The 23460-nt window shown below is 52.2% G+C and carries 16 protein-coding genes, 2 pseudogenes and 1 riboswitch; of the genes and pseudogenes, 6 read left to right on the top strand and 12 right to left on the bottom strand.

All coding sequences use genetic code 11. The annotated features are described in order from the left end of the window. Positions 1-910: 910 nt before the first annotated feature. Complete coding sequence (locus tag V3C63_RS05085) at positions 911-1237, bottom strand: hypothetical protein (protein WP_329886731.1); 327 nt, start codon at positions 1235-1237, stop codon at positions 911-913. A 257-nt stretch (positions 1238-1494) separates the two neighbouring features. Between V3C63_RS05085 and V3C63_RS05080 the strand changes: the two genes are divergently transcribed. From V3C63_RS05080 to V3C63_RS05070, 3 genes and pseudogenes are all read left to right on the top strand, one after another. After that, the gene (locus tag V3C63_RS05080; protein ID WP_329886730.1) at positions 1495-2190 is read left to right on the top strand and encodes an HAD family hydrolase; all 696 of its coding nucleotides are present in this window, start codon (positions 1495-1497) and stop codon (positions 2188-2190) included. Then, positions 2177-3652, top strand: coding sequence for an aryl-sulfate sulfotransferase (locus V3C63_RS05075; RefSeq protein WP_329886729.1), 1476 nt, complete (start codon positions 2177-2179; stop codon positions 3650-3652). The genes V3C63_RS05080 and V3C63_RS05075 overlap by 14 nt, the downstream gene beginning before the upstream one ends. Positions 3653-3831: 179 nt before the next feature. Further along, positions 3832-3935: riboswitch (glycine riboswitch) on the top strand. 44 nt (positions 3936-3979) lie between these two features. Then, positions 3980-5404: pseudogene (locus V3C63_RS05070) on the top strand (alanine/glycine:cation symporter family protein). A 64-nt stretch (positions 5405-5468) separates the two neighbouring features. On the opposite strand, the gene V3C63_RS05065 reads toward V3C63_RS05070, so the two are convergent. The 3 genes from V3C63_RS05065 to V3C63_RS05055 all read right to left on the bottom strand — a co-directional run bounded on the left by V3C63_RS05065 (position 5469) and on the right by V3C63_RS05055 (position 9010). Further along, on the bottom strand, positions 5469-6095 hold the full coding sequence (locus V3C63_RS05065; protein ID WP_329886728.1) for a histidine phosphatase family protein: 627 nt from the start codon (positions 6093-6095) through the stop codon (positions 5469-5471). A 30-nt stretch (positions 6096-6125) separates the two neighbouring features. Then, the gene (xylB, locus tag V3C63_RS05060) at positions 6126-7637 is read right to left on the bottom strand and encodes a xylulokinase (RefSeq protein ID WP_329886727.1); all 1512 of its coding nucleotides are present in this window, start codon (positions 7635-7637) and stop codon (positions 6126-6128) included. A gap of 71 nt (positions 7638-7708) precedes the next feature. Further along, positions 7709-9010 carry a sn-glycerol-1-phosphate dehydrogenase gene (locus V3C63_RS05055; RefSeq protein ID WP_329886726.1) on the bottom strand — a complete coding sequence of 434 codons (1302 nt, stop codon included), beginning with the start codon at positions 9008-9010 and terminating at the stop codon, positions 7709-7711. A gap of 188 nt (positions 9011-9198) precedes the next feature. Here V3C63_RS05055 and V3C63_RS05050 point away from each other — a divergent pair, with 188 nt between their 5' ends. Continuing rightward, positions 9199-10521: a RuBisCO large subunit C-terminal-like domain-containing protein gene (locus V3C63_RS05050; RefSeq protein ID WP_329886725.1), complete on the top strand. Its 1323-nt coding sequence runs from the start codon at positions 9199-9201 to the stop codon at positions 10519-10521. A 133-nt stretch (positions 10522-10654) separates the two neighbouring features. Next, positions 10655-11635 carry a sugar-binding transcriptional regulator gene (locus V3C63_RS05045; protein ID WP_329886724.1) on the top strand — a complete coding sequence of 327 codons (981 nt, stop codon included), beginning with the start codon at positions 10655-10657 and terminating at the stop codon, positions 11633-11635. 64 nt (positions 11636-11699) lie between these two features. On the opposite strand, the gene V3C63_RS05040 is transcribed toward V3C63_RS05045, so the two are convergent. The 4 genes from V3C63_RS05040 to V3C63_RS05025 are packed head-to-tail and all read right to left on the bottom strand — an operon-like array spanning position 11700 to position 16414. Next, the gene (locus V3C63_RS05040) at positions 11700-13268 is read right to left on the bottom strand and encodes an FGGY-family carbohydrate kinase (protein ID WP_329886723.1); all 1569 of its coding nucleotides are present in this window, start codon (positions 13266-13268) and stop codon (positions 11700-11702) included. Between the two features lie 49 nt (positions 13269-13317). After that, positions 13318-13689, bottom strand: coding sequence for a DUF1667 domain-containing protein (locus V3C63_RS05035; RefSeq protein WP_329886722.1), 372 nt, complete (start codon positions 13687-13689; stop codon positions 13318-13320). Next, positions 13686-14960, bottom strand: a complete 1275-nt coding sequence (locus tag V3C63_RS05030; RefSeq protein WP_329886721.1) for an NAD(P)/FAD-dependent oxidoreductase — start codon at positions 14958-14960, stop codon at positions 13686-13688. The genes V3C63_RS05035 and V3C63_RS05030 overlap by 4 nt, the downstream gene beginning before the upstream one ends. Positions 14961-14962: 2 nt before the next feature. After that, positions 14963-16414 (bottom strand): NAD(P)/FAD-dependent oxidoreductase, encoded by a 1452-nt coding sequence (locus V3C63_RS05025; RefSeq protein ID WP_329886720.1) that lies wholly within the window; start codon positions 16412-16414, stop codon positions 14963-14965. Positions 16415-16825: 411 nt separating this feature from the next. Between V3C63_RS05025 and V3C63_RS05020 the strand changes: the two are divergent. Further along, positions 16826-18925 (top strand): annotated as a pseudogene (locus V3C63_RS05020) (enoyl-CoA hydratase-related protein). A 64-nt stretch (positions 18926-18989) separates the two neighbouring features. Here V3C63_RS05020 and V3C63_RS05015 read toward each other — a convergent pair. The 4 genes from V3C63_RS05015 to gatB form a co-directional block, all read right to left on the bottom strand. After that, a complete protein-coding gene (locus V3C63_RS05015; RefSeq protein WP_329886719.1) occupies positions 18990-19847 on the bottom strand; it encodes a class II fructose-bisphosphate aldolase in 858 nt (285 codons plus the stop codon). 20 nt (positions 19848-19867) lie between these two features. Beyond that, on the bottom strand, positions 19868-20803 hold the full coding sequence (pfkB, locus tag V3C63_RS05010; protein ID WP_329886718.1) for a 1-phosphofructokinase: 936 nt from the start codon (positions 20801-20803) through the stop codon (positions 19868-19870). A gap of 177 nt (positions 20804-20980) precedes the next feature. Continuing rightward, positions 20981-23065, bottom strand: coding sequence for a BglG family transcription antiterminator (locus tag V3C63_RS05005; protein WP_329886717.1), 2085 nt, complete (start codon positions 23063-23065; stop codon positions 20981-20983). 81 nt (positions 23066-23146) lie between these two features. Further along, positions 23147-23431, bottom strand: a complete 285-nt coding sequence (gatB, locus tag V3C63_RS05000) for a PTS galactitol transporter subunit IIB (protein ID WP_329886716.1) — start codon at positions 23429-23431, stop codon at positions 23147-23149. Between the last annotated feature and the right edge of the window lie 29 nt (positions 23432-23460).

Here is a 23460-nt window from a genome sequence, read left to right as displayed (position 1 = left end):
GATCAGAAATTGCGGATAAACGCGGGCCGAGAAAGGTGAGAATACGTGCTACAATAAAAAGAATCTTATCATCTTTCGGTAAAATTTAGCGTCGGTTAAGCGATCGTCACGACTGGATCAACGATCCCCGGGCCTGGGCGAAGAACAATGTGCTATATCGTTGCCCGGAACGGCATCACGATTCGCTGATCACCGGCAAGTTTTGCTTATTGGCGTGTCAGTCCAGATTCTTGATACCCATCATCCGACACACCATGAAGCGTTTTATCAAGTGCTTTTTCTGGTTTATTGACACTTTTTCTCTTGGCGGAATAAAAGTCCAAAAAATTCTTCTTTTGGCAGTTGGATAATTATGATAAAGTATCAAATTTGAATTTGACAAAGAGGAGTAGGATGAAGAACATATGTAAATATATTGGAATACTTCTCAGCATAATTTTACCAATAGTTAGTTTACTGGTGTATTTTACCGGTTATGATATTTATCTATATAATTGGTTGTGATGTGGATTTTATGGTTGCGTTATAGTTTGTCTTTTATCTAAAGCAAAGATTTTTAAGGATGTAGTTATAATTTTGAATTTAGCGATAATTTTAATTTGTGCATATGGGGATGGGTGGTCTTTACGGATTGTGGATGATTCCACTTCATATACTGATTCCATTTTATTCGGTTTTGTTTTAACAATAATTTTAGATAAGCAAATTCCAGTTTATAAAAAGATTTAATTAGAGCGTATGCAGGTGCGGCGGGATAGTTCTGTTGTCCCGCCGTCTTTCTTTTGTCGTTTCATGTCTTGCCTGCGTGTAGGCGATTCCCTGCCGCTTTCTTCCCAGCATGTTATTGTAAATATTCTTTCAGCATTCAATATATGCTCGTCCAGAACTTTCAGCCGCCTGTCGATGGGCTTCAGTTTTCCAGATGTGTTGTGCTGCTGAACATATTCGTTATCTTTTCTTTCAGTTCCGCCATATCCTTTATGTCGTCGGCAGATAAAAAGTTAAGCATATGCGCGGTCGCTTTCAGATTGTTGACGGCAGCATACCGGCTTTGTTTTCCCGCCTGTTCCCGCCGCGATAAGATACCGTGCAGCACATGGGCAAGGGTGGACGGCCCGGCGTTAGCGGCTTCTTCTTTCGGCCAGCTTTGCAATTTCGATATGCGCGCTTTCAGCTGCCGCAAACGCTGATTTGTCACCTTGGTTTCTCGATTGCAGTTTCCCCGTTCTGCGCGCATGCCGTGCTTCTCTGTTCCGTCGTGTGCAGTTGTTTTTGCAAAACGGGCACCTGAATGCGCTGAAAGCGATACGCGTTTAGTTAAAATAAACAAGCAATACGGAGAGCCGGCACGGCGCCGGCTGTTTTTTCATGCCTTCAGCTGAGAAGTAGCCTGCGTGTTCCGGCACGGATGCATCATCGCGGGGATGATTGTCATTTCCCAGGAGATTTGATAAAATAAAGCGGAAACATGATGGTAATGATAAAGGAGATACCATGATCAAAGGGGTCATTTTTGATATGGATGGGCTGATGTTCGACACGGAAAGTCTGACTGTGGCGGCTTTTCAGCGAGGCATGCTCAAAGAGGGATTGGATCCGCTGCCGGATCATGCCTTTGCCCATTTGTCCGGTCGAAAATTATCGGAGGTCGTTGCCTTTTTTGAGACCGCAACCCATGATCATGCCGCGGCAGAACGCATTACGGCCGAACGGGAACGCTATATAGAGCAGGCGCTGGCCGGCGGTTTTTTCAATCAAAAGCCCGGATTGGTTGCCCTGCTTGACTATTTGAGGGCGGAAGACCTGCCGCACATTGTGGCCTCCTCGTCGCCGCGCTGGCAGATCGAACGGAATCTGAAGGCCACGCATATTGACGGCTATTTCGAACAGATTTTCAGTTCGGAACAGGTGGCGCGGGCCAAACCTGCACCGGATGTGTTTTTGGGGGCGGCGGCTGCGATGGCGGTGCCGCCGGGCAATTGCCTGGTGCTTGAAGATTCCATCAACGGTATTCGGGCGGCGGCCGCCGGCGGCATGATCCCTGTGATGATACCGGATTTGTGGCAGCCGGATGCCGAGACCCGGAGGATGGCAGCGGCCGTGTTCAACGATCTTAAGCAGGTGATCCCATGGATTGCCCTGCAAAATAAAAAGAGACATCAGCAGGAGGAGTTGGATGGAGCGCAATAAGAAAATTTTAATCGGCGCGGTGGTAATCGCGTTGATTCTGATTTTAGCGGTTGGCTTTGCCCTGGCTTATGCCGGCCGGGACAAAACCCAGATTAAAGATCGAACATTGCATTTGTCGGTGAATGGCTGCGAGATGGAAGTGCCGCTTAAAAAAGACGGCATCACGGTGGACGTGCCCTGTCTGATGACCGGCAGCGACAATGCTTTCAAGCTGCTGGGGTATATCAACGGCAAGATAACGGTTGACGGCAAAGCTTTAAAAGTTGGAAAATCGGTGAATGTTGCAGTGACGGCGCTTACGCCGGAAAACAAGCTCAAAGTGGTGATCGCCAACGACAAAGACACGAGAACGGTATATCTGCGGACCTATTCCTCGCAGCTGCCGTCGCTGCGGGTGACCGGAGAATCGGCCGCCAAAGGAGAATATTTGATCACCGAAAAGGACAAGCCGGTGATTTATGCGCTGAATACCAACGGTGACTTGATTTGGTATCAGGCGCTGGACGCCGATAAGGCGAAGGTGCGTTTTACGGATTTCAGGCGGCATGCGACTACCAACGGCAATATTTATTATTCCTATCACCGAACGGATCCCGACGCTGATAATGGGGGCATTGCTGATTACCAGCCGGGGATGCGGATCGTGATGGATGAAAATTTTAATGTCATCACCGAAGATGTCGGTCTGGGCTATTATCATCCCGAAAAGACGGTGAATAAAGAAGAAGCCGGGCGATCGGTGGACGGGCACGGCTTTGAGCTGCTGAATAAAAACGACACTCTTACCTTGTCCTATCAAACGGAACGGGTCAGCAATATCCCGGCGAATCTGAATCCGTCAAAAAACACGACGGTGGTGGCGGCCGTGCTGCAGGAGGTGCACGGCAACAAGGTTGTTTGGGAATGGCGGAGCACAGCTTTTGACAAACTTTATGCCCTGTCTCGCCGCGGCAATGCCTATGGCTCGGATACCCCGCAGGATTATCTGCATGTGAATGCGATGATTTTGGATCCGGCGGATAACAATCCGATTCTTTCTCTGCGAAACGCCGACGCCATTATCAAAGTTGATCGGGAAACGGGGAAAATTCTTTGGGTGCTTGGCGGCAAGGCCGATACCTTCGGCCTGAAGGCGCGCCAGCAATTTGCGAACGTGACGGATATATCGCTTGCGGCCGATCGGACGCTGGTGGTAACTCAGGCGAATAAAGTGACAACCTTCAGAATAAACGAAGCGGGCAAAAAAGTGACTTATCTCGCCAGCTACACAACGGCCGACGCGGTGAGCGCTGCGAAACTGAGCCAGAAGCAGAACAATCTGATGATTGCCGGCAACGGCACGGACAAAATAATCGAAACTTTTTATGACAGTCGGAGCAACGGCTTGATCGTCCGGATGTCCGGTCACCAAACATTGTCGAGCGTTCGCTATTATGCTTCTGACAAAGCGGATGGTGATTAAAATCGAATGACAAACGATTCTAAAGGGCTCAGGGGGGAATTTTCCCTGAGCTTTTTTGATGTCGGCTTTTCGGCGGGCGATAACTGCATTTGATTTAGAACAAAAAACGATCCATTCATCTCTTGCGTGCCTATTAAGCTTATGCTAAGCTTTAGAAGCACTGTTAAATTTCCTAAAGATTGACAGGCTCTGGAGAGTCCCTTAAATGGGCGCCGAAGGTGTAAGCGCGACGCGGGTTGAAGTGATCGCGTGATCTCTCAGGCAAACGGACAGAGTGAATCCATTTTTACTTCGTCCCGACTCTCATATCATGGTGAGGAGGAACAAATGTTTCATCAATTTAACGCTTTTCTTTTATGGTTTGACGGGGTCGTCTGGGGCCTGCCGCTGATTATTTTCATTTTGGCGGTCGGCATTTTGCTCACCCTTCGACTCGGTTTTCTTCAAGTCAAACATCTGCCGAAAGCCCTGCGCTTCATGTTTAAAAACGAAGCGGACGGCGAGGGGGAAGTCACCAGCTTTGGCGCGCTCTGCACCGCCCTTTCTGCCACTATCGGCACGGGGAATATCGTCGGGGTGGCAACCGCCATTGTGGCCGGCGGCCCGGGCGCGCTTTTCTGGATGGAAATCGCGGCTTTTCTCGGCATGGCGACCAAATACGCGGAAGGGCTTTTGGCCATTCGCTTCCGCACTATCGACGATCGCGGACACGTACTCGGCGGCCCTTTTTATTATATCGAAAACGGCATGGGCAAGAAATGGACCTGGCTTGCGAAGATTTTTGCTTTCTTCGGCATGGGCGTCGGCCTGTTCGGCATCGGAACGTTTACCCAGGTCAATGGGATCACCTCGGCGATCAACACCTTTTTCGATCCGAAGAATCTGCACACGGTGCATTTGTTTGGCGCCAATTATTCCTGGTCGATTGTGATCGGCGGAATCATTCTGACCATTGCGGTCGGGCTGGTGGTGATCGGCGGGCTCAAGCGCATCGCCTAGGTGTCGGAAGTGGTGGTTCCCTTTATGGCGGTGGCTTATGTGGCCAGTACGGTGATGATCCTGTTTACACATCTCAGCGGTATTCCGGGGGCCGTGGCAGAAGTGGTCCAGGGGGCCTTTGGCCTGCGGGCGATGGCCGGCGGCGCACTGGGCGCGATGATCGTGGCGATGCAAAAGGGGATCGCCCGGGGGATTTTCTCCAACGAATCGGGACTGGGCTCGGCGCCGATCGCAGCCGCGGCGGCCCAGACCAAATCCTGTGTGCGCCAGGGGCTCGTTTCGATGACGGGCACCTTCATCGACACCATCGTGATCTGCACGATGACGGGGCTTTCCATCGTCCTTACCGGCTCCTGGAATAAGGGCCTCGAAGGGGTGGACGTGACGATCTGCGCCTTCCAGCACGGGCTGCCCTTCCCGGCGCAGGTGGCGAGCTTCCTGTTGATGATCTGCCTGGTGTTCTTCGCCTTTACGACGATCCTCGGTTGGAATTATTATGGCGAACGCTGCTTGGAATACCTGTCGAATCGCAACTACAAGGCGGTGATGACCTATCGCGTGCTGTATGTGCTGGCGATTTTTATCGGGCCGTTTATGACGGTGGAAGCGGTGTGGACCATCGCGGATATCTTTAACGCGCTGATGGCCTTCCCGAACCTGATCGCGCTGATGGCGCTGTCCGGCGTGGTGGCGGCCGAAACCCGCTCCTTCTTTAAGCACGAAGAGGATCCGAGGATTTTGAGTTCAAAATAAATTTTTGACACACAAAAAATAAAGAAAGCCTGAGATTTTGTTTCAGGCTTTCTTTATGTGCATTCTATTTGGCGCCTACATCCGATTCCGGCAGGCGGCCGATATAAACCGTCTCGATTCGGTGGTCATCATGATAGGCAAATCGGCTGACCGAGCCGTTGGGCAGAAAATCGAAGGCGATGCGGTCGGCGGGCAGGCCTTTGGCATAGGCCAGCCAGGTTTGAATGGCGGTGCCGTGGGAGACGACGACGATGGTGCGCCCGGGGTTGGCCCTCAGCAGGGCGAGGATCTCTGTGGTGAAGCGGACATAAACGTCCGGAATGCTTTCGCCGCCCGGCGGGGCAAAAGCCGAAGGTTCCTCGCGGAAGGTGTCGAGAATGTTGTTAAATCGGGCGTTGCACTCGGCAAAAGATAAGCCTTGGAGCGCGCCGCCTGCGATTTCGTGCAGATCATCTCGCAAGACGGGCGCGATATCCGAGTGATATTTTAAGACACCGGTCAGGGTATCGCGCGCCCGGCTCAGCGGGCTGGTATAGGCGGCATCGAAGGCAATCTGCTTAAAATACTCGCCGAGGACATCGGCCTGGCGCAGGCCCAGCGGCGTGAGCTTGGTGTCGAGAACGCCCTGAAAGATGTGGTTTTGGTTTTCATAGGTTTCGCCGTGTCGGATAAGGTATAACGTGGTGGTCATAAGGTCTCTCCGTGATGGTATTGCAAAAAATCAGAGCGCGAGGGTTTGGAGGTCGCGGTAAATATCCTGAAGGGCCGGATAAACCTTGCGGTAAATCTCCGCAAGCTTTTCGTATTTGGCCGACGCATTGGGATTCGGCAGGTATTGTTCGTCCCGAAGGGAGACAATCTGGTCGCAGGCTGTGGGCACGTCGGGATAGGTTTCGGTGCCGACCATCGCGAGAATCGCGGCGCCAAGTGCCGCGGAATTTTCGGAAACGCCGGCCGGCAGCGCCACCGGAATATTGTAGATATCGGCCATCATCTGGCGCCAGATCGGCGCTTTGGAGCCGCCGCCGCACATACGCATCACCCTGGGATCAACGCCGATTTCCCGATAAATATCCATCGATTCTTTCAGCGCAAAGGTGATCCCTTCCATCACGGCGCGCGTGAGGTCTTTCTTGGTCTGAATGGCGGACAGGCCGATAAAGGATCCCCGGGCGTTGACGTCCCAATAGGGAGAAGCTTCGCCCATCAGATAGGGATTATAGATCAGATGGTGCGCGCCGATGGGGGACTTGGCGATTTCCTCGTCGATTTTAAGGTATTCTTCGTCGTCCGGATAAAAGCCGTTTCGCCACCATTTGAGAGAAAGGCCCGCCGAGTTGACCAGGCCCATCATGTGCCAGGCATCGGGCACCGCGGTGCAGAAGGTATAAACCCGGCCTTTGGGGTCGAGGGCCGGGCGGTTGGTAAAGGCGAAGACCACGCCGGAGGTGCCGATGGTAGTCATCGCGCGGCCGGCGGCCACCACACCGGTTCCCACCGAAGCCGCGGCGTTGTCCCCGGCGCCGCCGACAACGACCACTTTCTCCGACAGGCCGACGGCGCGGGCTACTTCGGGTCTGAGGGTGCCGGTGATCTGATAGGATTCATAAACCTTGGGCAACATGCTCGGCGTGATGTCGAGGGCGGCCATCATCTCGTCTGACCAGCAGCGTCCCGGGGTATCCAATAGCTGGGTAGCTGACGCGTCGGAGACCTCCGTGGCAAACTCGCCGGTCAGACGATAGCGAACATAATCCTTGGGCAAAAGAATATGCGCTGTTTGCGCAAAAACTTCCGGTTCGTTTTGTTCGACCCAGAAAATTTTGGCGGCGGTGAGCCCTTCCCGCGGCGGGTTGCAGGTGACTTTGAGCATGCGGTCCGCGCCGACGCGTTCGGCCATGGCCTTGGTGGCTTCGCCGGTGCGCTGGTCGTTCCAGAGGATGGCCTTGCGCAGCGGTTCGCCGTTGCCGTCGAGCAGAACGGCACCCATCATCTGGCCGGCAATGCCGATGCCGACGATGGCTTCGGACGGAACATCAGCCTGTTTAACCACTTTTCGAATCGTCGCGACGGCGGCGTTGTACCAATCTTCAGGCGCTTGTTCGGCCCAGCCGTTATGGGGTTGATACAAGGGATATTCCTGCAGGGCGAAAGTGACCTCCTTGCCGTCTTGATCGAATAAAACCGACTTAATGCCGCCGGTGCCGAGATCCAATCCTAAAAAGTATTTCATTTTTTCTCCTCTTCTCTATCAATGAAGGCTGCCAAAGGACGGTTGATATCTATCGGGCCATGGCCCGGATATTATAGCGTCAGTTCTTTTGCATAGGTCATAAGTTTTCCAGTATCGCTTAAAAGCGCAAGCAAGGTGTAGCGGGTCTTGATGTCGCTGGCATAGCGCACGGCGTCTCTTATTTTATCGAGGCCGTACATCGCTTTAAAATCGTCGAGATCGTAGCCGGCCTCGCTCAGAATTTTTTTTGTGAAGGCGACACCGGGCGTCTGCTTCAAATAAGCGCGGATGGTGGGCCAGTTTTCGCGGATAAAGTCGGTGCGATCGGTCGTATAAGTGCCGTTTTTTTCCTGCATGGCTTCAATTTCCGGTGCCATATCGTCGAAACACCGCACGAGTTCCTGATGCCAGGCGGACCGATCGAAATGGAAGGCAAAAGTCGCCGGATCTTCTTCGGCCAGCCGCTTGCGAAGCATTTCTGAAACGACAGCTGAATAGGCAACGTCAATGCCGTGGGGAAAATAAGGCAGGTGATTTTTAATGCAGGTCAATTCAAAGAAATGGGAAATGAGATGCTCGGATCCCGAGGCCGGGCGGGAGCTGCCCTGGTAGGCGAGGGTAATGCCGACGATGGCCAGACTTTCCATCAGGCGGCCGATAGCGGCGGGGTCGCGCCGCATGATGGCGTCGATATTATCGATGCAGGCCTTGGTTTCGGTTTCGACCAGATCATAAATCATCTGGCATGCGGGTTCGTTGCCCATCAAGGTGGCCAGTCGCCAGTCGCTGAGCGCTGAAAATTTGCCCAGCAGATCGCCGATGCCGGAACGGATCATATCGATGGGAGCGCTGGCCAGGACGTTCATATCGGCGACGATCCATCGCGGAGCCCGTCTGGAACAGGTGACCTTGAGCCCCTTGAGCATCATCACGGCACCGCTGGAAGCGAAGCCGTCCATCGACGGGGCAGTCGCGACGATCATGCTCGGCACCTGATGATTAAAAGCGATGTACTTGCTCAGATCGTTGATCACCCCGGAGCCGACGCCGATAACGGCCCCGGCGCCCTCGCAAAAACAGGCCTCAGCCTTTGCAATGGCAGTCTCGTCGGGGATTAAAACGTCCCTTTGATCGAAAAAGGCTTCATCCACTGTGATGCCGGCGCCGGTCAGCTCCGCGGCCACCTTTTCGCCGCACAGCGGGCGGGTATTGCCATCGGAAATGACGAGCGCCCGGTGAATGCCCCCGAGCATTCCGGGAATCCGGTCGTAGATGGCGGCGTCGCCCACTTGCAGGGTCTTCGTGTCGCTGTGGTGTTCACGGCCACAGTTGCATAGGAAGGCATCTTTCTGGAGTAAATCTTGTACATTCATGCGCAGATAATCCTCCTTAATTAATTAATGTATTTTATCACGAGGGCGGATACCCGCCCATATTGAATAAAATTTCTATAGCTCTATCGAAAATACTTTCGATATTGATGTTGCCGTTGAAGCTTTTATAATTAAAGATAAGCAGAAAAAAGCGCAATTGTGTGCGGAAATTAAAAAGGAGACAAAGTATGTATATCGATCCAATTGCTGTTCAGTATCCGGAAAATTTGAGAGATGATCATTATGTTATCGCAACGTATTATTGCGCGACCGGCCGCAGCACCAATGCGTTAAAATTCGGGGCGGCCATGGCGGTCGAACAAAGCTGCGGCACCTGGCTGAAGGTTCCCGGCGAAACGGAAGAAGTGCGAAATCGGGCGATGGCGCGCATCATCGGCGTTTATGAAGCGCCGGCTTATCAGTGTGGGATTCCGGAAGAGGTGACAGAACGGCATTTTATTTTAAGGGTGGCGTTCCCGGCGACCAACTTCGGCCCTTCGTTTGCCATGATGCTTTCGACGGTCATTGGGAATATTTCCAGCTCCGGCAAGGTTAAACTCCTGGATCTGGAATTTCCGAAAACGTTCTTGGGCCAATTTAAAGGGCCGAAATTCGGCGTTCAAGGGATCCGCGATCTCTTAGGCGTTCAGGATCGGCCGCTGCTCAACAATATGATTAAACCCTGCATCGGCCTGAGCCCGAAGGAAACAGCTAAACTGGCCTATGAAGCGGCCGTCGGCGGCGTCGACATCATCAAAGACGACGAGCTGTGCTCTAATCCGGATTTCTGCCCGCTGGAAGATCGGGTTCAGGCGGTGATGGAAGCCATCACCCGGGCAGACCAGAAAAAAGGCGAAAAAACCCTCTATGCCTTTAATATCACCGATCGGACCGAAAATCTGATCGACAATGCGCTGACGGCGATTAAAAACGGCGCCAATTGCCTGCTGGTCAACTATAATACCATCGGGCTCGACGCGACGCGGATGCTGGCCGAAGACGATCGCATCAACGTGCCGATTTTAGGGCACTCGGATTATACCGGTGCGGTTTATGAATCGCCGTGGTCCGGCATGAGCGCCAATTTGATCGGGGCGGTTTTGCCGAGAATTGCCGGGACCGACATGATCATCGCCCTCACGCCCTATGGCAAGTTCCCGATGCAGATGGATACCTTTATCTCGGTGGGCTACAAAATGCTGCAGCCCCTCGGCGGCATCAAGCCGGTCTTCCCGATGCCCGGCGGCGGCACCACCCAAGGTCATCTGGAAGATATGATTAAAAAGTTCGGCAACGATGTGATGATTGCGGCCGGCGGCGCCATCCACGGTCACCCGATGGGACCGGCCGCCGGGGCCAGAGCCTTCCGCCAGGGCATTGATGAGGTGATGAACGGCGTTGCCTTGAAAGATGCCGCCGGAAAGCCGGAAAATAAAGAACTGAAGGCGGCGATTGATGCCTGGGGAATTTATGAAGAAGCCAAAGGCGGGATCTTTGATCTGAAAGGATAAATCCGTGTGCATCAGATAATTTAAGATGAGGCATAAAGTGCAGCTTAACGGGGCTGCGCTTTATTTTTTTGCGTTATAAATTAAAGGTGATGGTTTATAATAAAGCAAATAGAATCAGATGGGGGAATGTTTTATGAAAAGCGAAGTGTATAACCAATCGACTTGTCTGGTTAATGAGGTGGCCTATCGATATTATTACGAAAGGGAAGCGGTGGCATGCATTGCTCAAAAACTCAACATTTCGCAATCAACTGTGTCGCGATTGTTAAAGCGCGCGGAAAAAGAGCAGATCATTACTTTTCAAATGGCACAGCCGTCGCTGGAATGCATCCAACTCGCACGAACCATTCAGCAAAAATACCAATTGGTGGATGTGCTGGTGTCGCCGATTGATACGGAGAAGGGCCAGGTGCCGGATTTAGCCGCGGTCAAAAAACAAGTGGCTTTGGAAGGCGCGCGCTATCTGCAGCGGATGATCACAGACGAGGATATTGCCGGTCTGGCCTGGGGCGGAACGATGTATCATTTGATTCAATACCTTAATCCGTGCCGGCGCAAGGGAGCCAAAATCGTGACCCTGCACGGCAGCATCGCGGATTGTGATCCCAAATTGGCGGTGCAGACGCTGGTCAAACGGGCAGCGATGGCCTTTGGCGGGCAGAATATTTCGATTAAGCGCAGCGGATTGTTAACACAAGAAGAAATGGATGCTCTTCGCAAAACAGACCATTATCAGAAAATTCAGGATATTTTTGGCCGCATCACGATTTCTGTCAGCGGCGTCGGCTCTTTCTATCCGGAAGTGCGTTCGCTTTTGGCGACCACCCAATATCTGAAAGAAGATGAACTCCGAACGCTAATTCAAAGTCAGGCGTATTGTGACATCTTACTGCGTTTTATTAATTACAGCGGGCGCGAATGCGATACGGATTTAAAAGACCGGACATACTCGATCCCTTTGGGCGCCTATCGCCGGATTCCGACAAAAATTGTGGTTGCTTCAGGAACAGAAAAAGTAACTTCGATTCAGGCACTGCTTAACGGTCAGCTGGTTGATGTGTTAATCATCGATCAATTTTTGGCCAAGGGACTGCTGAATCAGTTCATTGCATGAGCATAGGAAGAAAAAACAGGTATTTCCAGCACGAAATACCTGTTTTTTATGTGGATTGTTGGTTTTAATCGCGATATTTTTCCTGATAATCCTTAACGGCATTGAAAGCCTGTCCGGAAAGACCGTGATAAACCTGATGCCAAGTTTGATAAGCATCCTCGTAGCGTTGAGTCGCGTTGGGATTTGGTTCATAGTGTCTGGTAACTTTGACCATATGGTCGGCGGCTTCATTAAAGTCGCGATAAATGCCGGCGCCGACGGCCGCGACCATGGCGCATCCCAGTGCCGTGGCCTCTTCTTCGGCAACGGTTTCGCAGGGACGGTTGTAAATATCCGCCTGCATCTGGCACCAATAATCGGAACGGGCGATGCCGCCGGAGAGCCGCACCGTTTGATAGTCCGGCACATTGCCGGCCACCATGGCGTCAAGCATATCCCGGGCGTCAAAGCAAATGCCTTCCATCACGGCGCGAACGATATCGGCACGGGTATGGGCAAAGGTCATGCCGGTGAGCGTGCCGCGGGCATTGGCTTCATAATGCGGGGTGTTGGCGCCCTGCAGATAAGGCAGGAAGAAGAGACCGTTGGAGCCGGGCAACGATTTCTTGGCTTCGTGGGTGAGAAAATCGTAGACGCTTAAGCCGATGGTCTGGGCGGCCACATCTTCGGACTTGCAGATTTCGGTGCGAAACCATTTGAACGCGGACCCAGCGGCGTTGGCCTGGCCTTCCATCACATAGCCGCCGTCCGGCGTGCCGAGAACGTAACATTTGCGGTTGGGATCGCGCAGAAACTTCATGGATTTGCCGGCGGCGATCCCGGCCGTGCCGCCGCAATAATAACCGATGCCTTCCGGAATGCAGCCGTTGGCCAGACAGCCGATCTGCTGATCGCCGCTGCCCATGACCAATGGCGTGCCCACGGCCAGCCCGGTTTTTTCGGCCACATCGGCGGAAACCTCGCCGATGATTTCGCCACAGCGTCTTAAAGGGGCGAGCCTGCCTTTATCCACCTCAAAGGCGTCGCAGAGTTTGTTGCTGTACTGAAAATCCTGTCCGTTGAGCTGCAGCCAGGGCGTATCGTCGATATCGTCGTAATAATCTTCGGCGCCGAAGGCTTTGGTCATGAGGCCCATCATGGTGTGAATGCGGACGGCGTTGCCGTAGGCTTCGGGCAGGTGCTTTTTGACCCACTGCAGCTTGGTAGACGGGTTCACGCCGCCGAGGGGCATGCCGCAGAGGTCGTAAAGATCGTCGGTGGTCATGCCGTGATCGGCGAGCATGCGCTCCATGGCCGGCATCATTTCGGCGCCGCGAAGATCCTGCCAGATGATGATCGGCGTGGTGAAGCCGCCGTTCTTGTCGCGGGTGACCATGGTGCAGCGGAACATATCAAAGCTGACCGCTGCGATTGCTTTCGGATCGACACCGCTGCTCGTGACGGCCTCTTTGCAGGTGTCATAAAGCGTTTGAATCATCGAGGGGCCGTCGCATTCCACGCGCCCGACACCGGGATAAATCAGCGGGTTCAGCTTTTGACCATAGCCCATGGCCTCGCCTTCAAAATTAAACACGACGGTTTTGGTGCTGGTGGTGCCCATGTCGACACCGACAACGTATCTTTTTTCAGCCATTTTTTTCTCCTTTGTCTCCAATGACTTGAATGCATTGAGCCGGGCGATTTTATACTGCGGCGATATCTTTGGTGGCGACGATATCGACTGAAGTGCCGGCGATGTTTCGCAGAATGATTTGACCTTCGCGAACCGGGGCGTTCACACAAATGGGCTGCAGGGCTGCCATGCAGGCGCGAATTTTTTCCTTGGGGATTTCGTCGGCGGTTTTCACAGAGACCACCGGTAGATCGCCGCTTCGCACGCGAACCGTGCTCGTTACGACGCGCATCGGATGAGTGACTTCCGTGCGCGCATAGGCTTCGCCTCGGGGGCAGGTGTTGCCGCGGACGGCGGTAACGATGCCGCGTTCAATCGTGGCCGTAACCGGACAGCCCAAGGGGCAGCCGATGCAGGTAACGGTTTTTTCTGTCGTTGTCACCGCGAACCTCCTGATGCTTTTTCGATGGCGATGCGAATGCTTTTCAGTTTATCCGAGCGCGCGTCTGCTTTGATCCGGATCTGTTCCATCTCGCCGGGAGCCACAATGCGTTTTTTGCGCCGCTGGACGCACGTATCGTCAAAATACAGGCAGACGGCGCAGTCTTGATAAACATCGCGCACGCGGAAGCGAATGGCCAGGTGATCCTGAACGCGGGCGGGGTCGATGTGCATGGGCACGGTGTAGCCTATGCCCTCGCCGGGAATCACCGCGATTTGAGACTCGCCGGAGGCGAGCTGCCCAGATGCAAAGGCGGCAGCATGGCGCCCGGCGGCGGCCGCTTCCTCCGAGACGTAATCCACCAGATCGTGAACGTGAAGCACATTGCCGCAGGCAAAGACGCCGGAGACACTGGTTTCAAAGCTTTCGTCCACAACGGGACCGTGGTTGCCGGCGCCCAGGGTGACGCCGATTTTTTCCGAGAGCTCATTTTCGGGAATGAGCCCGCAGGAGAGCAGGAGCGTGTCGCAGGCATAGTCGATTTCGGTGCCCGGGATGGGTTTGAGGTGAGTATCCACCTGCGCCAGGGTGACGCCTTCCACCCGTTCGCGTCCGCGGATATCGATGACGGTATGGCTGAGTTTTAGCGGGATGCCGTAATCATCCAGGCATTGAACGATGTTGCGCTTGAGACCGCCGGAAAAAGGCATGAGCTCCGCGACAACCTGAACGTCAGCGCCTTCGAGGGTCAGGCGTCTGGCCATGATGAGCCCGATATCGCCGGACCCGAGGATGACCACTTTGCGGCCGGGCATCAGCCCTTCCATGTTCACCAGGCGCTGGGCCGTGCCGGCGGTATAAATGCCCGCCGGGCGATAGCCCGGGATATTGAGGGCACCGCGCGGCCGTTCCCGACAGCCCATGGCTAAAATCACCGCGCCGGCATCGACGGTGAACAGGCCACCCGTCCGATTCATGCAGGTGACCCGGTGGCCGGCGCTGATATCGATGACCATCGTGTTCAGCAAGATCTCGATGCCCGGTTCTTCATGGATGCGCTTTTCAAAGCGTTTGGCATATTCCGGACCGGTAAGCTCTTCCTTGAAGGTGTGGAGGCCGAAGCCGTTGTGGATGCATTGATTGAGGATGCCGCCGAGGCGTTCATCCCGTTCGACGATGAGAATCTCTTTGGCGCCGGCCTGCCAGGCGGCGTCCGCCGCGGCGAGACCCGCCGGACCGCCGCCGATAATCACGATCTGTTTTGCCTTCATTTTTATGCCTCCGCAAATGTTTTGCTGTGGCCGACGAGCATCTGGGAATGGCCGCCCTTTTTGGTAATATCTGTGATGGGGATGCCCCATTCCCGGGCCAGCAACGCCATGGTTTTCGGCGTGCAGAATCCTGCTTGGCAACGACCCATGCCGGCGCGGGTGCGGCGTTTGACAGCATCCATCGAGCGGGCGCCCAGCGGCCGGTGGATGGCTTCTTTAATCTGCCCTTCCGTGATCATTTCGCAGCGGCAGACGATCTGACCAAAGGATGGATCCTCGGCAATTTTGGCGCGCTTTTCGTCGCCGTTTAATGCGCCGAAGTCCGTGATGCCCTTTCGGGTGGCGATGAAGTTTTTCTTCGCGCTCAGGTGCATGCGATCCCGGATCATCCCGGCCAACATGACCCCGATGGCGGGCGAGCTGGTGAGCCCCGGCGATTCGATACCGGCGGCATCGAAGAAAAACGGTGCGTCGGGCACCTCTTCGACAATAAATTCGTGATGGTCTTCATGGGCGCGCAAGCCGGCGAAGGAGGTGATGATTTTATTAAGCGGCAGATCCAGCCTGCACAGATGGGCGGTCTCGGCCTTGTCAACCAAAAGCTCAAGAATTTCCTGGGTGGTGTTAACGCCTTCCTTGTCGTCGACGTCGTCGGCTGTCGGCCCGACATAAAGATTGCCGTCGATGGTCGGCGCCGTCAGGATGCCCTTGCCCATTTTGCCGGGCAATGGAAAGACGGAAGCGGTGAAAATATGGCCGAGCGCTTTATCGAAAAGCAAATATTCTCCTTTGCGCGCGGTGATATGGATTTTTTTTCGGCTGACCATGTTGTGAAAAACGTCGGCATAGACGCCGGCCGCGTTGACGACGGCCTTGGCTTCGATGGGTCCCTGGGTGGTTTCCAAATGGTAACCGCCTGCCGTCGGTATGATTTTGGTGACTTCGGTTTCAAATCGAAAATCGACACCGTTGACGTTGGCGTTTTCGCCCATGGCAATGGCGAGACCAAAGGGACTGATGACGCCGCCGGTGGGCGCGTAAAGGGCGGCCACGGTCTTATCGGTCAGATTGGGCTCCATGGCGAGAACTTCGCGCCGTTCGAGAATGCGCACATCGGGAACGCCGTTCTGATGCGCCTGATCCAGCAGCACATCCAAATGACCGCGCTCTGTCGGCTCGGTACAAACCACCAGAGCGCCGTTTTGTTTAACGGGGAAGTCGAGTGCTTTGGCTCTTTGCCACATGAGATGATTGCCTTCGACATTGAGTTTAGCCATCAAGGTTCCGGGCCTTGCATCAAAGCCCGAGTGAATAACACCGCTATTGGCTTTGGATGTGCCGGAGGCGACATCATCGCCCTTTTCAAGAACGCAGATTTTTGCATGGTATCGGGATAATTCTCTGGCGATACAGCAGCCGGTGACGCCGGCACCGATGATGACGATATCCAACATGGTGCACGCACCTCCCTTTATATAAAATTTTGTTAACTCATATTGTAATCGTGAACGCTTTTAGTTGAAATATCGAAAGATTTTTCAATAGTTTAAACGGATAAAATAAGAAAATTAAAATGGGGTTCGGCAGTTTTAGATCGTGTATTTTAGATGTTTTTGAAGCTGCGATCAATCATGGCTGGCGTAGGGCTGCATCCGATGGTTTGATGGGATGTACGTCCGGAAACTTTAGTCGGCAGCGAGGCAACCTTAAAAAATAATAAATAAATTTAGACTTAATAAACTGCGAAAATTAAGGGCAATGAGGTGCAAAAAGATTATTATATAAGTAAAGTAAAATTATATCTAAGTACGAAGGGAGGGTAGAATAAAATTTTGGCAATTTGATGAGAGAACGGGGAGGATCAAATGGAACTGCGGAAAATTTCTTACGATATTGTCGATGGCATTGCAGTCATTTCAATGGGTTATGCCGAAAACATTAATGCCATTGATGAGCAAATGGCAGATGAACTGATTTTTTTGCTCGACAAAGCCGAAAATGATGCCGCTGTTAAAGTGATCGTTTTAAAGGGATTGCCAAAAGCTTTTTCCGCCGGTGGCGACATTGGCTATTTTTACAAATTGATGGAAGCGGGGGGATCAGTCAATCTTGATGATTTAATTACTAAGGTCGATCAAATCGCAGTGGCGATCAAGAAATCCAGTAAAATGATGATTGCCTCGGTCAGCGGCGCCGCGGCCGGGGCCGGTGCCAGTTTGGCTCTGGCGGCTGATTTTATTGTGTGCGCGGATAACGCCAAATTTATCATGGCTTTTGTCAATCTTGGATTGGTGCCTGATACGGGCGGCGCGTATCTGCTGGCAAGGCAATTGGGTGAAAAACGTGCGATGACGCTTTGTGCGACTGGCAGACCTTTATCGGCGGAAGAAGCCAAATACTTGGGGATTGTCTATAAGGTCGTTCCCAAGGACGCTCTGGAAGCAGAAACAATGGCATTCGCCCGTCAATTGGCAAAGGGGCCGCTGCTGTCGTATAAAAATATTAAGCGTGAAATTTATGCAGCAAGTTTTGGCGATTATCAACGTTTTTTGGAGGAAGCAGAGGTGCCGGCGCAGCGTGAATGTGCGGCTTCAGCTGATTTTAAAGAGGGCGTTCGGGCCTTTATGGAAAAACGGAAAGCGCAGTTTAAAGGGGAGGCGCCGGCGCCGGACAATTGGAAAGCCGCTTACGAAGCCAAATTCATGAGCGTCAAGGATGCCGCCGGATTAATTGAAAGCGGTGATGTGTTGTGGGTCGGCACTTTCTGCAACAACCCGATTCAAATGCTGGATGCCCTGGCGGATCGCAAAGATGAATTAGAAAATGTCGAAGTGGTCAATTGTTTGGCCTGTCAGCCACACCGATACATGTCGGGTGAATTTAAAGGCCATCTTAACGGACATTCTTTCTTCTTTGGCCCTGTGGAACGAAAAATGTTTAAGGAAGGCAATACGGCGGTTAACTCCGTTCATTTCTCCCAGTCCGGACCGGCCTTGCGCGACGAGTATCATGTCAACACGCTTTTTGTCGAAGTGTCCGAACCGGATGAAGACGGCAATATGTATTATGGGCCCATCGATGTGGCTTGGGACGGAATGGTAGCAGAATACGCGACGAAAAAAATTGTTCAGATCAATAAGTACCAAGGGAAAGTCCGTGGCAAGGATAGTTGCATCAATGTCAGGGATGTGGACGCCATCTGCCGCTGTGACCATCCGCTGGCAGAATTAAAACAGCCGCCGGTTACCGAGATCGATGAAAAAATCGCGTCTTACATCGTACCGCACATCAAGGATGGCTGTACGCTGCAGGTGGGACTGGGGGGCATTGCCAACGCGATCGCCTATTCGCTGGTCGATCGCAAACACATTGGCGTCCACACGGAAATGCTGACAGACTCCATGGCGTACCTTTATAAAAAAGGCGTCATCGACGGCGACCGCGTGCTCGGCGGCTTCGGTCTGGGCTCTAATGAGGTCTACGATTGGTGCAAATCCGGGGTGCCGGAATTGGGCGACATCAGCTATATCAACATTCCCTCGGTGGCCGGGGCAAAGGATAACTTTGTCTCCATTAATTCCTGTTTGATGGTCGATCTGACCGGTCAAGTGGGGTCGGAGTCCATCGGGCACAGATAATTTTCGTGCACCGGCGGACAGCTCGATTATGTGCTGGCAGCCTCTATCTCCAAGGGCGGGCAAAGTTTTCTGTGCCTGAAATCGACCAATGAAAACAAAGACGGCGCCGTGAGCTCGACGATCAGTCTCACACTGCCCCCGGGACAGGCCGTCACGACGCCGCGCTCTTGCGTAATGTATGTGGTGACGGAGTACGGGGTGGCCGATTTGCACAACAAGCCTATCAAAGAGCGGGCCAAAGCACTGATCGCGATTGCGCACCCGGATTTCAGGGAACAATTGACGAAGGAAGCGAAAACGGTCGGTTTGATTCCTGAGGACGAATAAAAGAAAGCCAAAATAAAAACAGGCGGCGTTATCACTGGTAACGCCGCCTGTTTTTTGTCTGATTTTATTTTGCCTGCCCAACGGAACCGACGACTTGCATCTTCTGCAGGACGTATTTTTTGACTTCTTCCATGCCCCGTTTGGCATATTTTTTCGGGTCGAAGGCCTCCGGATCTTCTTGCATATAGGTCTTGATCCCTTTTGTGAAAGCGATCCGCAAATCGGTGGCGTAATTCACCTTGCAGATCCCGCGCTTAACGCACTCCGCAACCTGATCGTTCGGAACGCCGGATGTGCCGTGGAGCACCAGCGGCGTGTCGATGACCGCTGCGATTTCACTGACGCGTTCAACCTTCACCTGCGGTGTTCCTTTATAAACGCCGTGGGATGTGCCGACGCCAATCGCCAGCGAATCGACCTGTGTGCGTTCGACAAAGGTTTTGGCTTCCTGCGGGTCGGTGTAGGGATTTTGAGCATCGCCGCCTTCCAAATCGTCTTCTTTTCCGCCGACGTGGCCCAGTTCTCCTTCGATCGGCACGCCGCCCGGGTGGCAAGCGTCCGTGACGGATTTGGTCAGCGCGATATTTTCTTCAAAGGGACGTTTGGATCCGTCGATCATGATCGACGTATAGCCTACGCGATAGGCCAGCATGGCTCGTTCGAAGCTGTCCCCGTGGTCGAGATGCATCACGACGGGGACATGCGTTCGAGCGGCCGCGGCCGCCACATTGGCATAATAAAAATCAAAACCCGCGTAATTAACCGTTCCCGGTGTCGTCTGCATGATGACCGGCGACTGCGCTTCTTCTGCCGCCGCCAACACGGCCATCACCATTTCCATGTTTTCGACATTGAACGCACCCACCGCATAGCGGCCCACCTGCGCTTTTTTTAACATTTCTTTCGTTGTAACCAATGACATCATCGTTCTCCTTTTTAAATTTATAAAACCTTTACCATTGTATTTTTGATCATCTGCTTTTGCTCTTCCGGTTTAAAATCGCCGGTATTTGGCGATAACGCGTTGGCCGAGGCGACGGCCGACGCATACCGAAGTGCCTCTTGCGGGGCCCATTTATTTTTAAGGGCGACGGCAAAGCCTGCGACCATCGAATCGCCGCAGCCAACGGTATTGACCACGTCGATCTTCGGCGGGACAGCTTGATAAACGCCGTCGCTGCAAACCAGGAGGGACCCGTCGCCGCCGAGGGAGACCACGACGTAAGCGATGCCCATCTCGTAAATCTTTTTGGCATAGAAGACAACATCGTCAAAACTGCGGAGTGTCACATTGAACAGCGCCTGTATTTCGTCCCGATTGGGCTTCACGAAATCCGGCTTAGCCTGGCCGGCGATTCCCTGCTTTAACAGCTCGCCGCTGGCATCGAGGAAAGCGGTTTTGCCGGCATCCTTGATGATTTTAATGAATCGTGCGTAGATATCTTTTGGCATCCCGGCCGGTGCACTGCCGGATAAGGTAATGATTTGCGAATGGTCAATGATCGTTTTAAATTTTTTTAGATAGCAATTGAATGCTTCTTCTGAAACGGTACAGCCCGGTTCCAATAATTCCGTCGAAGAAAACTTTGGATCTAAAATATTAATGCAGCTTCTGGTTTCCCCGGCGACGCGCCCGAAATCATGGGTGATGCCGTCAAGGTCTAACAGCGATTCTAAATACTGGCCATTAAAGCCCCCGACAAGCCCCGTCGCCTGCACGGCCTCTCCGCAGCGTTTCACAACCCGCGCCACATTGAGCCCCTTGCCGCCGGCGGAGTTTTGGCACCGAGCAACCCGCATCACGGTGCCGCCCACGATGGCGCTATCCATGTGATACGCTTTATCAATCGACGCGTTCAACGTTACAGTCGTGATCATCAATCTGCCTCCTTTTGTCAGTTCTGATTTTTTGCCTTAGCTTTCTTGCTGATTTAAGCTTAGCACGCTGCAATGTCTAAAAACAGTCAAGAGATTTACGGCGTTTTTGCAAAAAAATAAAACGGCCCAAATTCTTTCACAATCTGTGAAAAGATTTGAGTCGTTTTTTTTAAGATGCTATTGCAAGGTTTGCCGTTCGTATTGTTCGATGATGCGGTTCACCGCAGCCGGCGTTTTCGCCTCAAATAATGCCTGATGAAAGCGATCGTCGCCGAGCATATTGACTAAATTAAAAAACGCTTTGAGATGTGTCTTGTGATCCACCGCGCTCATCGTGCAGACAAATTCCACGGGGTCGAGCTCGTCTGCGCCAAAGGGCACCGGTGTTTTAAGTCGGATCAGATTCATGCCTACGCGCACACTGCCCATTTCGAGCCCCTCGTGCGGGACGGCAAAGCCTTTAGAAACAACAATATACGGTCCGTTTTCTTCAACATTGGCAATCATCGCATCGATATAGCGCGGTTCGATATAACCGTTTTTGACCAGCGGAACGGCCGATTTTTGAATCGCATCGCGCCAGTCGCTCGCTTCAACATCAAGCTGGATGTGATCCTTCGGCAGAAGCTGATGCAGATACGGCGCGACGATATCTTCTTCCGGGCGCTTAACCTGATCAAAATAACTGCGCACTCTCCTGCGGATGTCCCGCATTAAACGATGCGCCGTGTCCTGGTCAAGGTGGTCGTACAAAACCGGTCGAATTTCTTCTAAAACGCCTTTCGCGGTGACCGTTTGGCTTTCAATCCGCGACGGCAGATTCCGGCTGTTGCGCAAGGTGTCGATCTTATTGCCGACGCGCAGATAATCTTCGTCGGTAAAGAGCGGCGAAACCACAACATAATCGAGCGGGCAATGGGGCAGCGGCACCGTCGAAATCACAAAATCAGCCCTGTTTTGACCAAGATCCTGCGCTTCATGGGCCGAAACGATGTCAACGATTTGAAAATTAAAATGCTTTTTGAGCTTTTCGAGAAGCAACTGCGACGTACCGATGCCCGCATGACAAACCAAAATCACATGAAACGCAATTTCACGATTTTTCTTGCGCTCCAATGCCGCGCAAACATGCACAATGATATATGTGATTTCGCCGCGCGTTAATTGTCGCGGATTAAAATTTTTTAAAATATCCAAACAATCAAGTACAGCTTCTTCAACGTCTCGATGGTTTGCCGCTATTGTTTCGAGATCTGCGTTTTCCGGAAACTGCGATGAATCGGATGCATACATGGATTGCAGATGATTTGATAAATTTTCGAAAAAATCATAGTCATTTTCCAGCGGCACCTCCAACACTTCAGAAAGACTATGAATAAATTCCCGTGTAATGATCTGAATGCGAACATCTTCCGTATTAAAGTCGGCCTTATGCACATAGCGGCAGCGCCCCAGCAGGTCTGATAAAAAATGGGCTTCGTCTTCGGTCGTGCGAATATGACAATATTGTGCGATATTTCTTAAAATATCCCGCGCGAAGGTTTCAAAGTCTTCGTTACCATGATGCTGTGGTTCAATATATTCTCCCTGTAAATTTCGGCTGATCATGATGCCAAGATATTTTTGAATCCGCATAAACGAGTTATCGGATAAAAACAAACGGCTTGCCTTGCATTGCTCGTTTAAAATTTTGCGAATCGTAATGGCGTCTCCAGCCTGCAATTGAATCATCGGCGATACCCTTTGGCCGGTTACCGCTTCGGAAAATTCGTACTCGCCCAGCTTGAATAAACACTGCCTTTTAACGCTTTCTGCCCCTTCGACCAGCAGGCCTTTATTGGGATGGGAGGTGACCTCCAAGCCGTTGTCGTGAATCATCGCCTTGATGTCATCCAAATCGCTGATGATCGTCGCGCGGCTGGCAAATAATTGATCGGCAATCTGTGCCAACGTGATAAACCCAGCCGAATGAATCAGCATTGCAGCCGCGATCATTTTGCGCTCATCCTTTGATAGCTTGTATGAATAGTAGTCTTTGGGCGATAGAAACGGGATAATCTCCGAAAAATTGTTGCTTAATTCAATCTGACCTTTCTTGATTTTGACCGGCGATAAATGATTTTCATCCAGCAAATCATTGATGGTTTTAATGTCGTTGCGAATGGTACGTTCCGAGACGGCAAAGGTCTCGGCTAAAGATTTTAAAGTTTCATTTTTGGACTGATTGAGCTTGTAAATCATCGTGATCGTTCTTTTGTTCATGCGTCATCCCCATCTTCATATACAACAAAAGGCCTCTTGAGAGCATTCCCTCTCAAAAGGCTGAATGAATATGATTTTGAATTATGCTTCTTTTAATATTTTCAAAATTTTCTTTTCGGTTTTGTCGACACCGACACCGGAGATAAACGGCATCCCAGTGATCAGCGGAATCCCATAGTCTCGTTTGACCTTTGATGTCGGCACGATCAGGCAAGCGCCATCTAAATTCGATGGGATTTCAGAAATTCGGCATTGGCAGATCTCAATATCGATGCCGTTTTTCTTACCGAGTTCTAAAACTTTATTCGCTGCAATGGTCGATGTGGCCACTGCGCCGCCGCAAGCAACAATCACTTTTTTCTTCATGGTCTTAAACTCCTTCTCTTTCATTCATT

Source organism: Pseudoramibacter faecis, from assembly GCF_036289405.1.
GTDB lineage: Bacteria > Bacillota > Clostridia > Eubacteriales > Eubacteriaceae > Pseudoramibacter > Pseudoramibacter faecis.
Note: the sequence above shows the minus strand (reverse complement) of the source record. Positions and strands in the feature narration are given on the sequence as shown.

Bases quoted from the DNA above. Each gene is read 5' to 3' on its own strand.
- V3C63_RS05065 (WP_329886728.1), bottom strand. From the start codon at position 6,095: ATGACCACCACGTTATACCTTATCCGACACGGCGAAACCTATGAAAAC.
- V3C63_RS05005 (WP_329886717.1), bottom strand. From the start codon at position 23,065: ATGAACAAAAGAACGATCACGATGATTTACAAGCTCAATCAGTCCAAA.
- V3C63_RS05080 (WP_329886730.1), top strand. From the start codon at position 1,495: ATGATCAAAGGGGTCATTTTTGATATGGATGGGCTGATGTTCGACACG.
- V3C63_RS05075 (WP_329886729.1), top strand. From the start codon at position 2,177: ATGGAGCGCAATAAGAAAATTTTAATCGGCGCGGTGGTAATCGCGTTG.
- V3C63_RS05025 (WP_329886720.1), bottom strand. From the start codon at position 16,414: ATGTTGGATATCGTCATCATCGGTGCCGGCGTCACCGGCTGCTGTATC.
- pfkB (WP_329886718.1), bottom strand. From the start codon at position 20,803: ATGATCACGACTGTAACGTTGAACGCGTCGATTGATAAAGCGTATCAC.
- V3C63_RS05055 (WP_329886726.1), bottom strand. From the start codon at position 9,010: ATGAATGTACAAGATTTACTCCAGAAAGATGCCTTCCTATGCAACTGT.
- xylB (WP_329886727.1), bottom strand. From the start codon at position 7,637: ATGAAATACTTTTTAGGATTGGATCTCGGCACCGGCGGCATTAAGTCG.
- V3C63_RS05045 (WP_329886724.1), top strand. From the start codon at position 10,655: ATGAAAAGCGAAGTGTATAACCAATCGACTTGTCTGGTTAATGAGGTG.
- V3C63_RS05030 (WP_329886721.1), bottom strand. From the start codon at position 14,960: ATGAAGGCAAAACAGATCGTGATTATCGGCGGCGGTCCGGCGGGTCTC.
- V3C63_RS05085 (WP_329886731.1), bottom strand. From the start codon at position 1,237: ATGCGCGCAGAACGGGGAAACTGCAATCGAGAAACCAAGGTGACAAAT.
- V3C63_RS05050 (WP_329886725.1), top strand. From the start codon at position 9,199: ATGTATATCGATCCAATTGCTGTTCAGTATCCGGAAAATTTGAGAGAT.
- gatB (WP_329886716.1), bottom strand. From the start codon at position 23,431: ATGAAGAAAAAAGTGATTGTTGCTTGCGGCGGCGCAGTGGCCACATCG.
- V3C63_RS05040 (WP_329886723.1), bottom strand. From the start codon at position 13,268: ATGGCTGAAAAAAGATACGTTGTCGGTGTCGACATGGGCACCACCAGC.
- V3C63_RS05015 (WP_329886719.1), bottom strand. From the start codon at position 19,847: ATGTCATTGGTTACAACGAAAGAAATGTTAAAAAAAGCGCAGGTGGGC.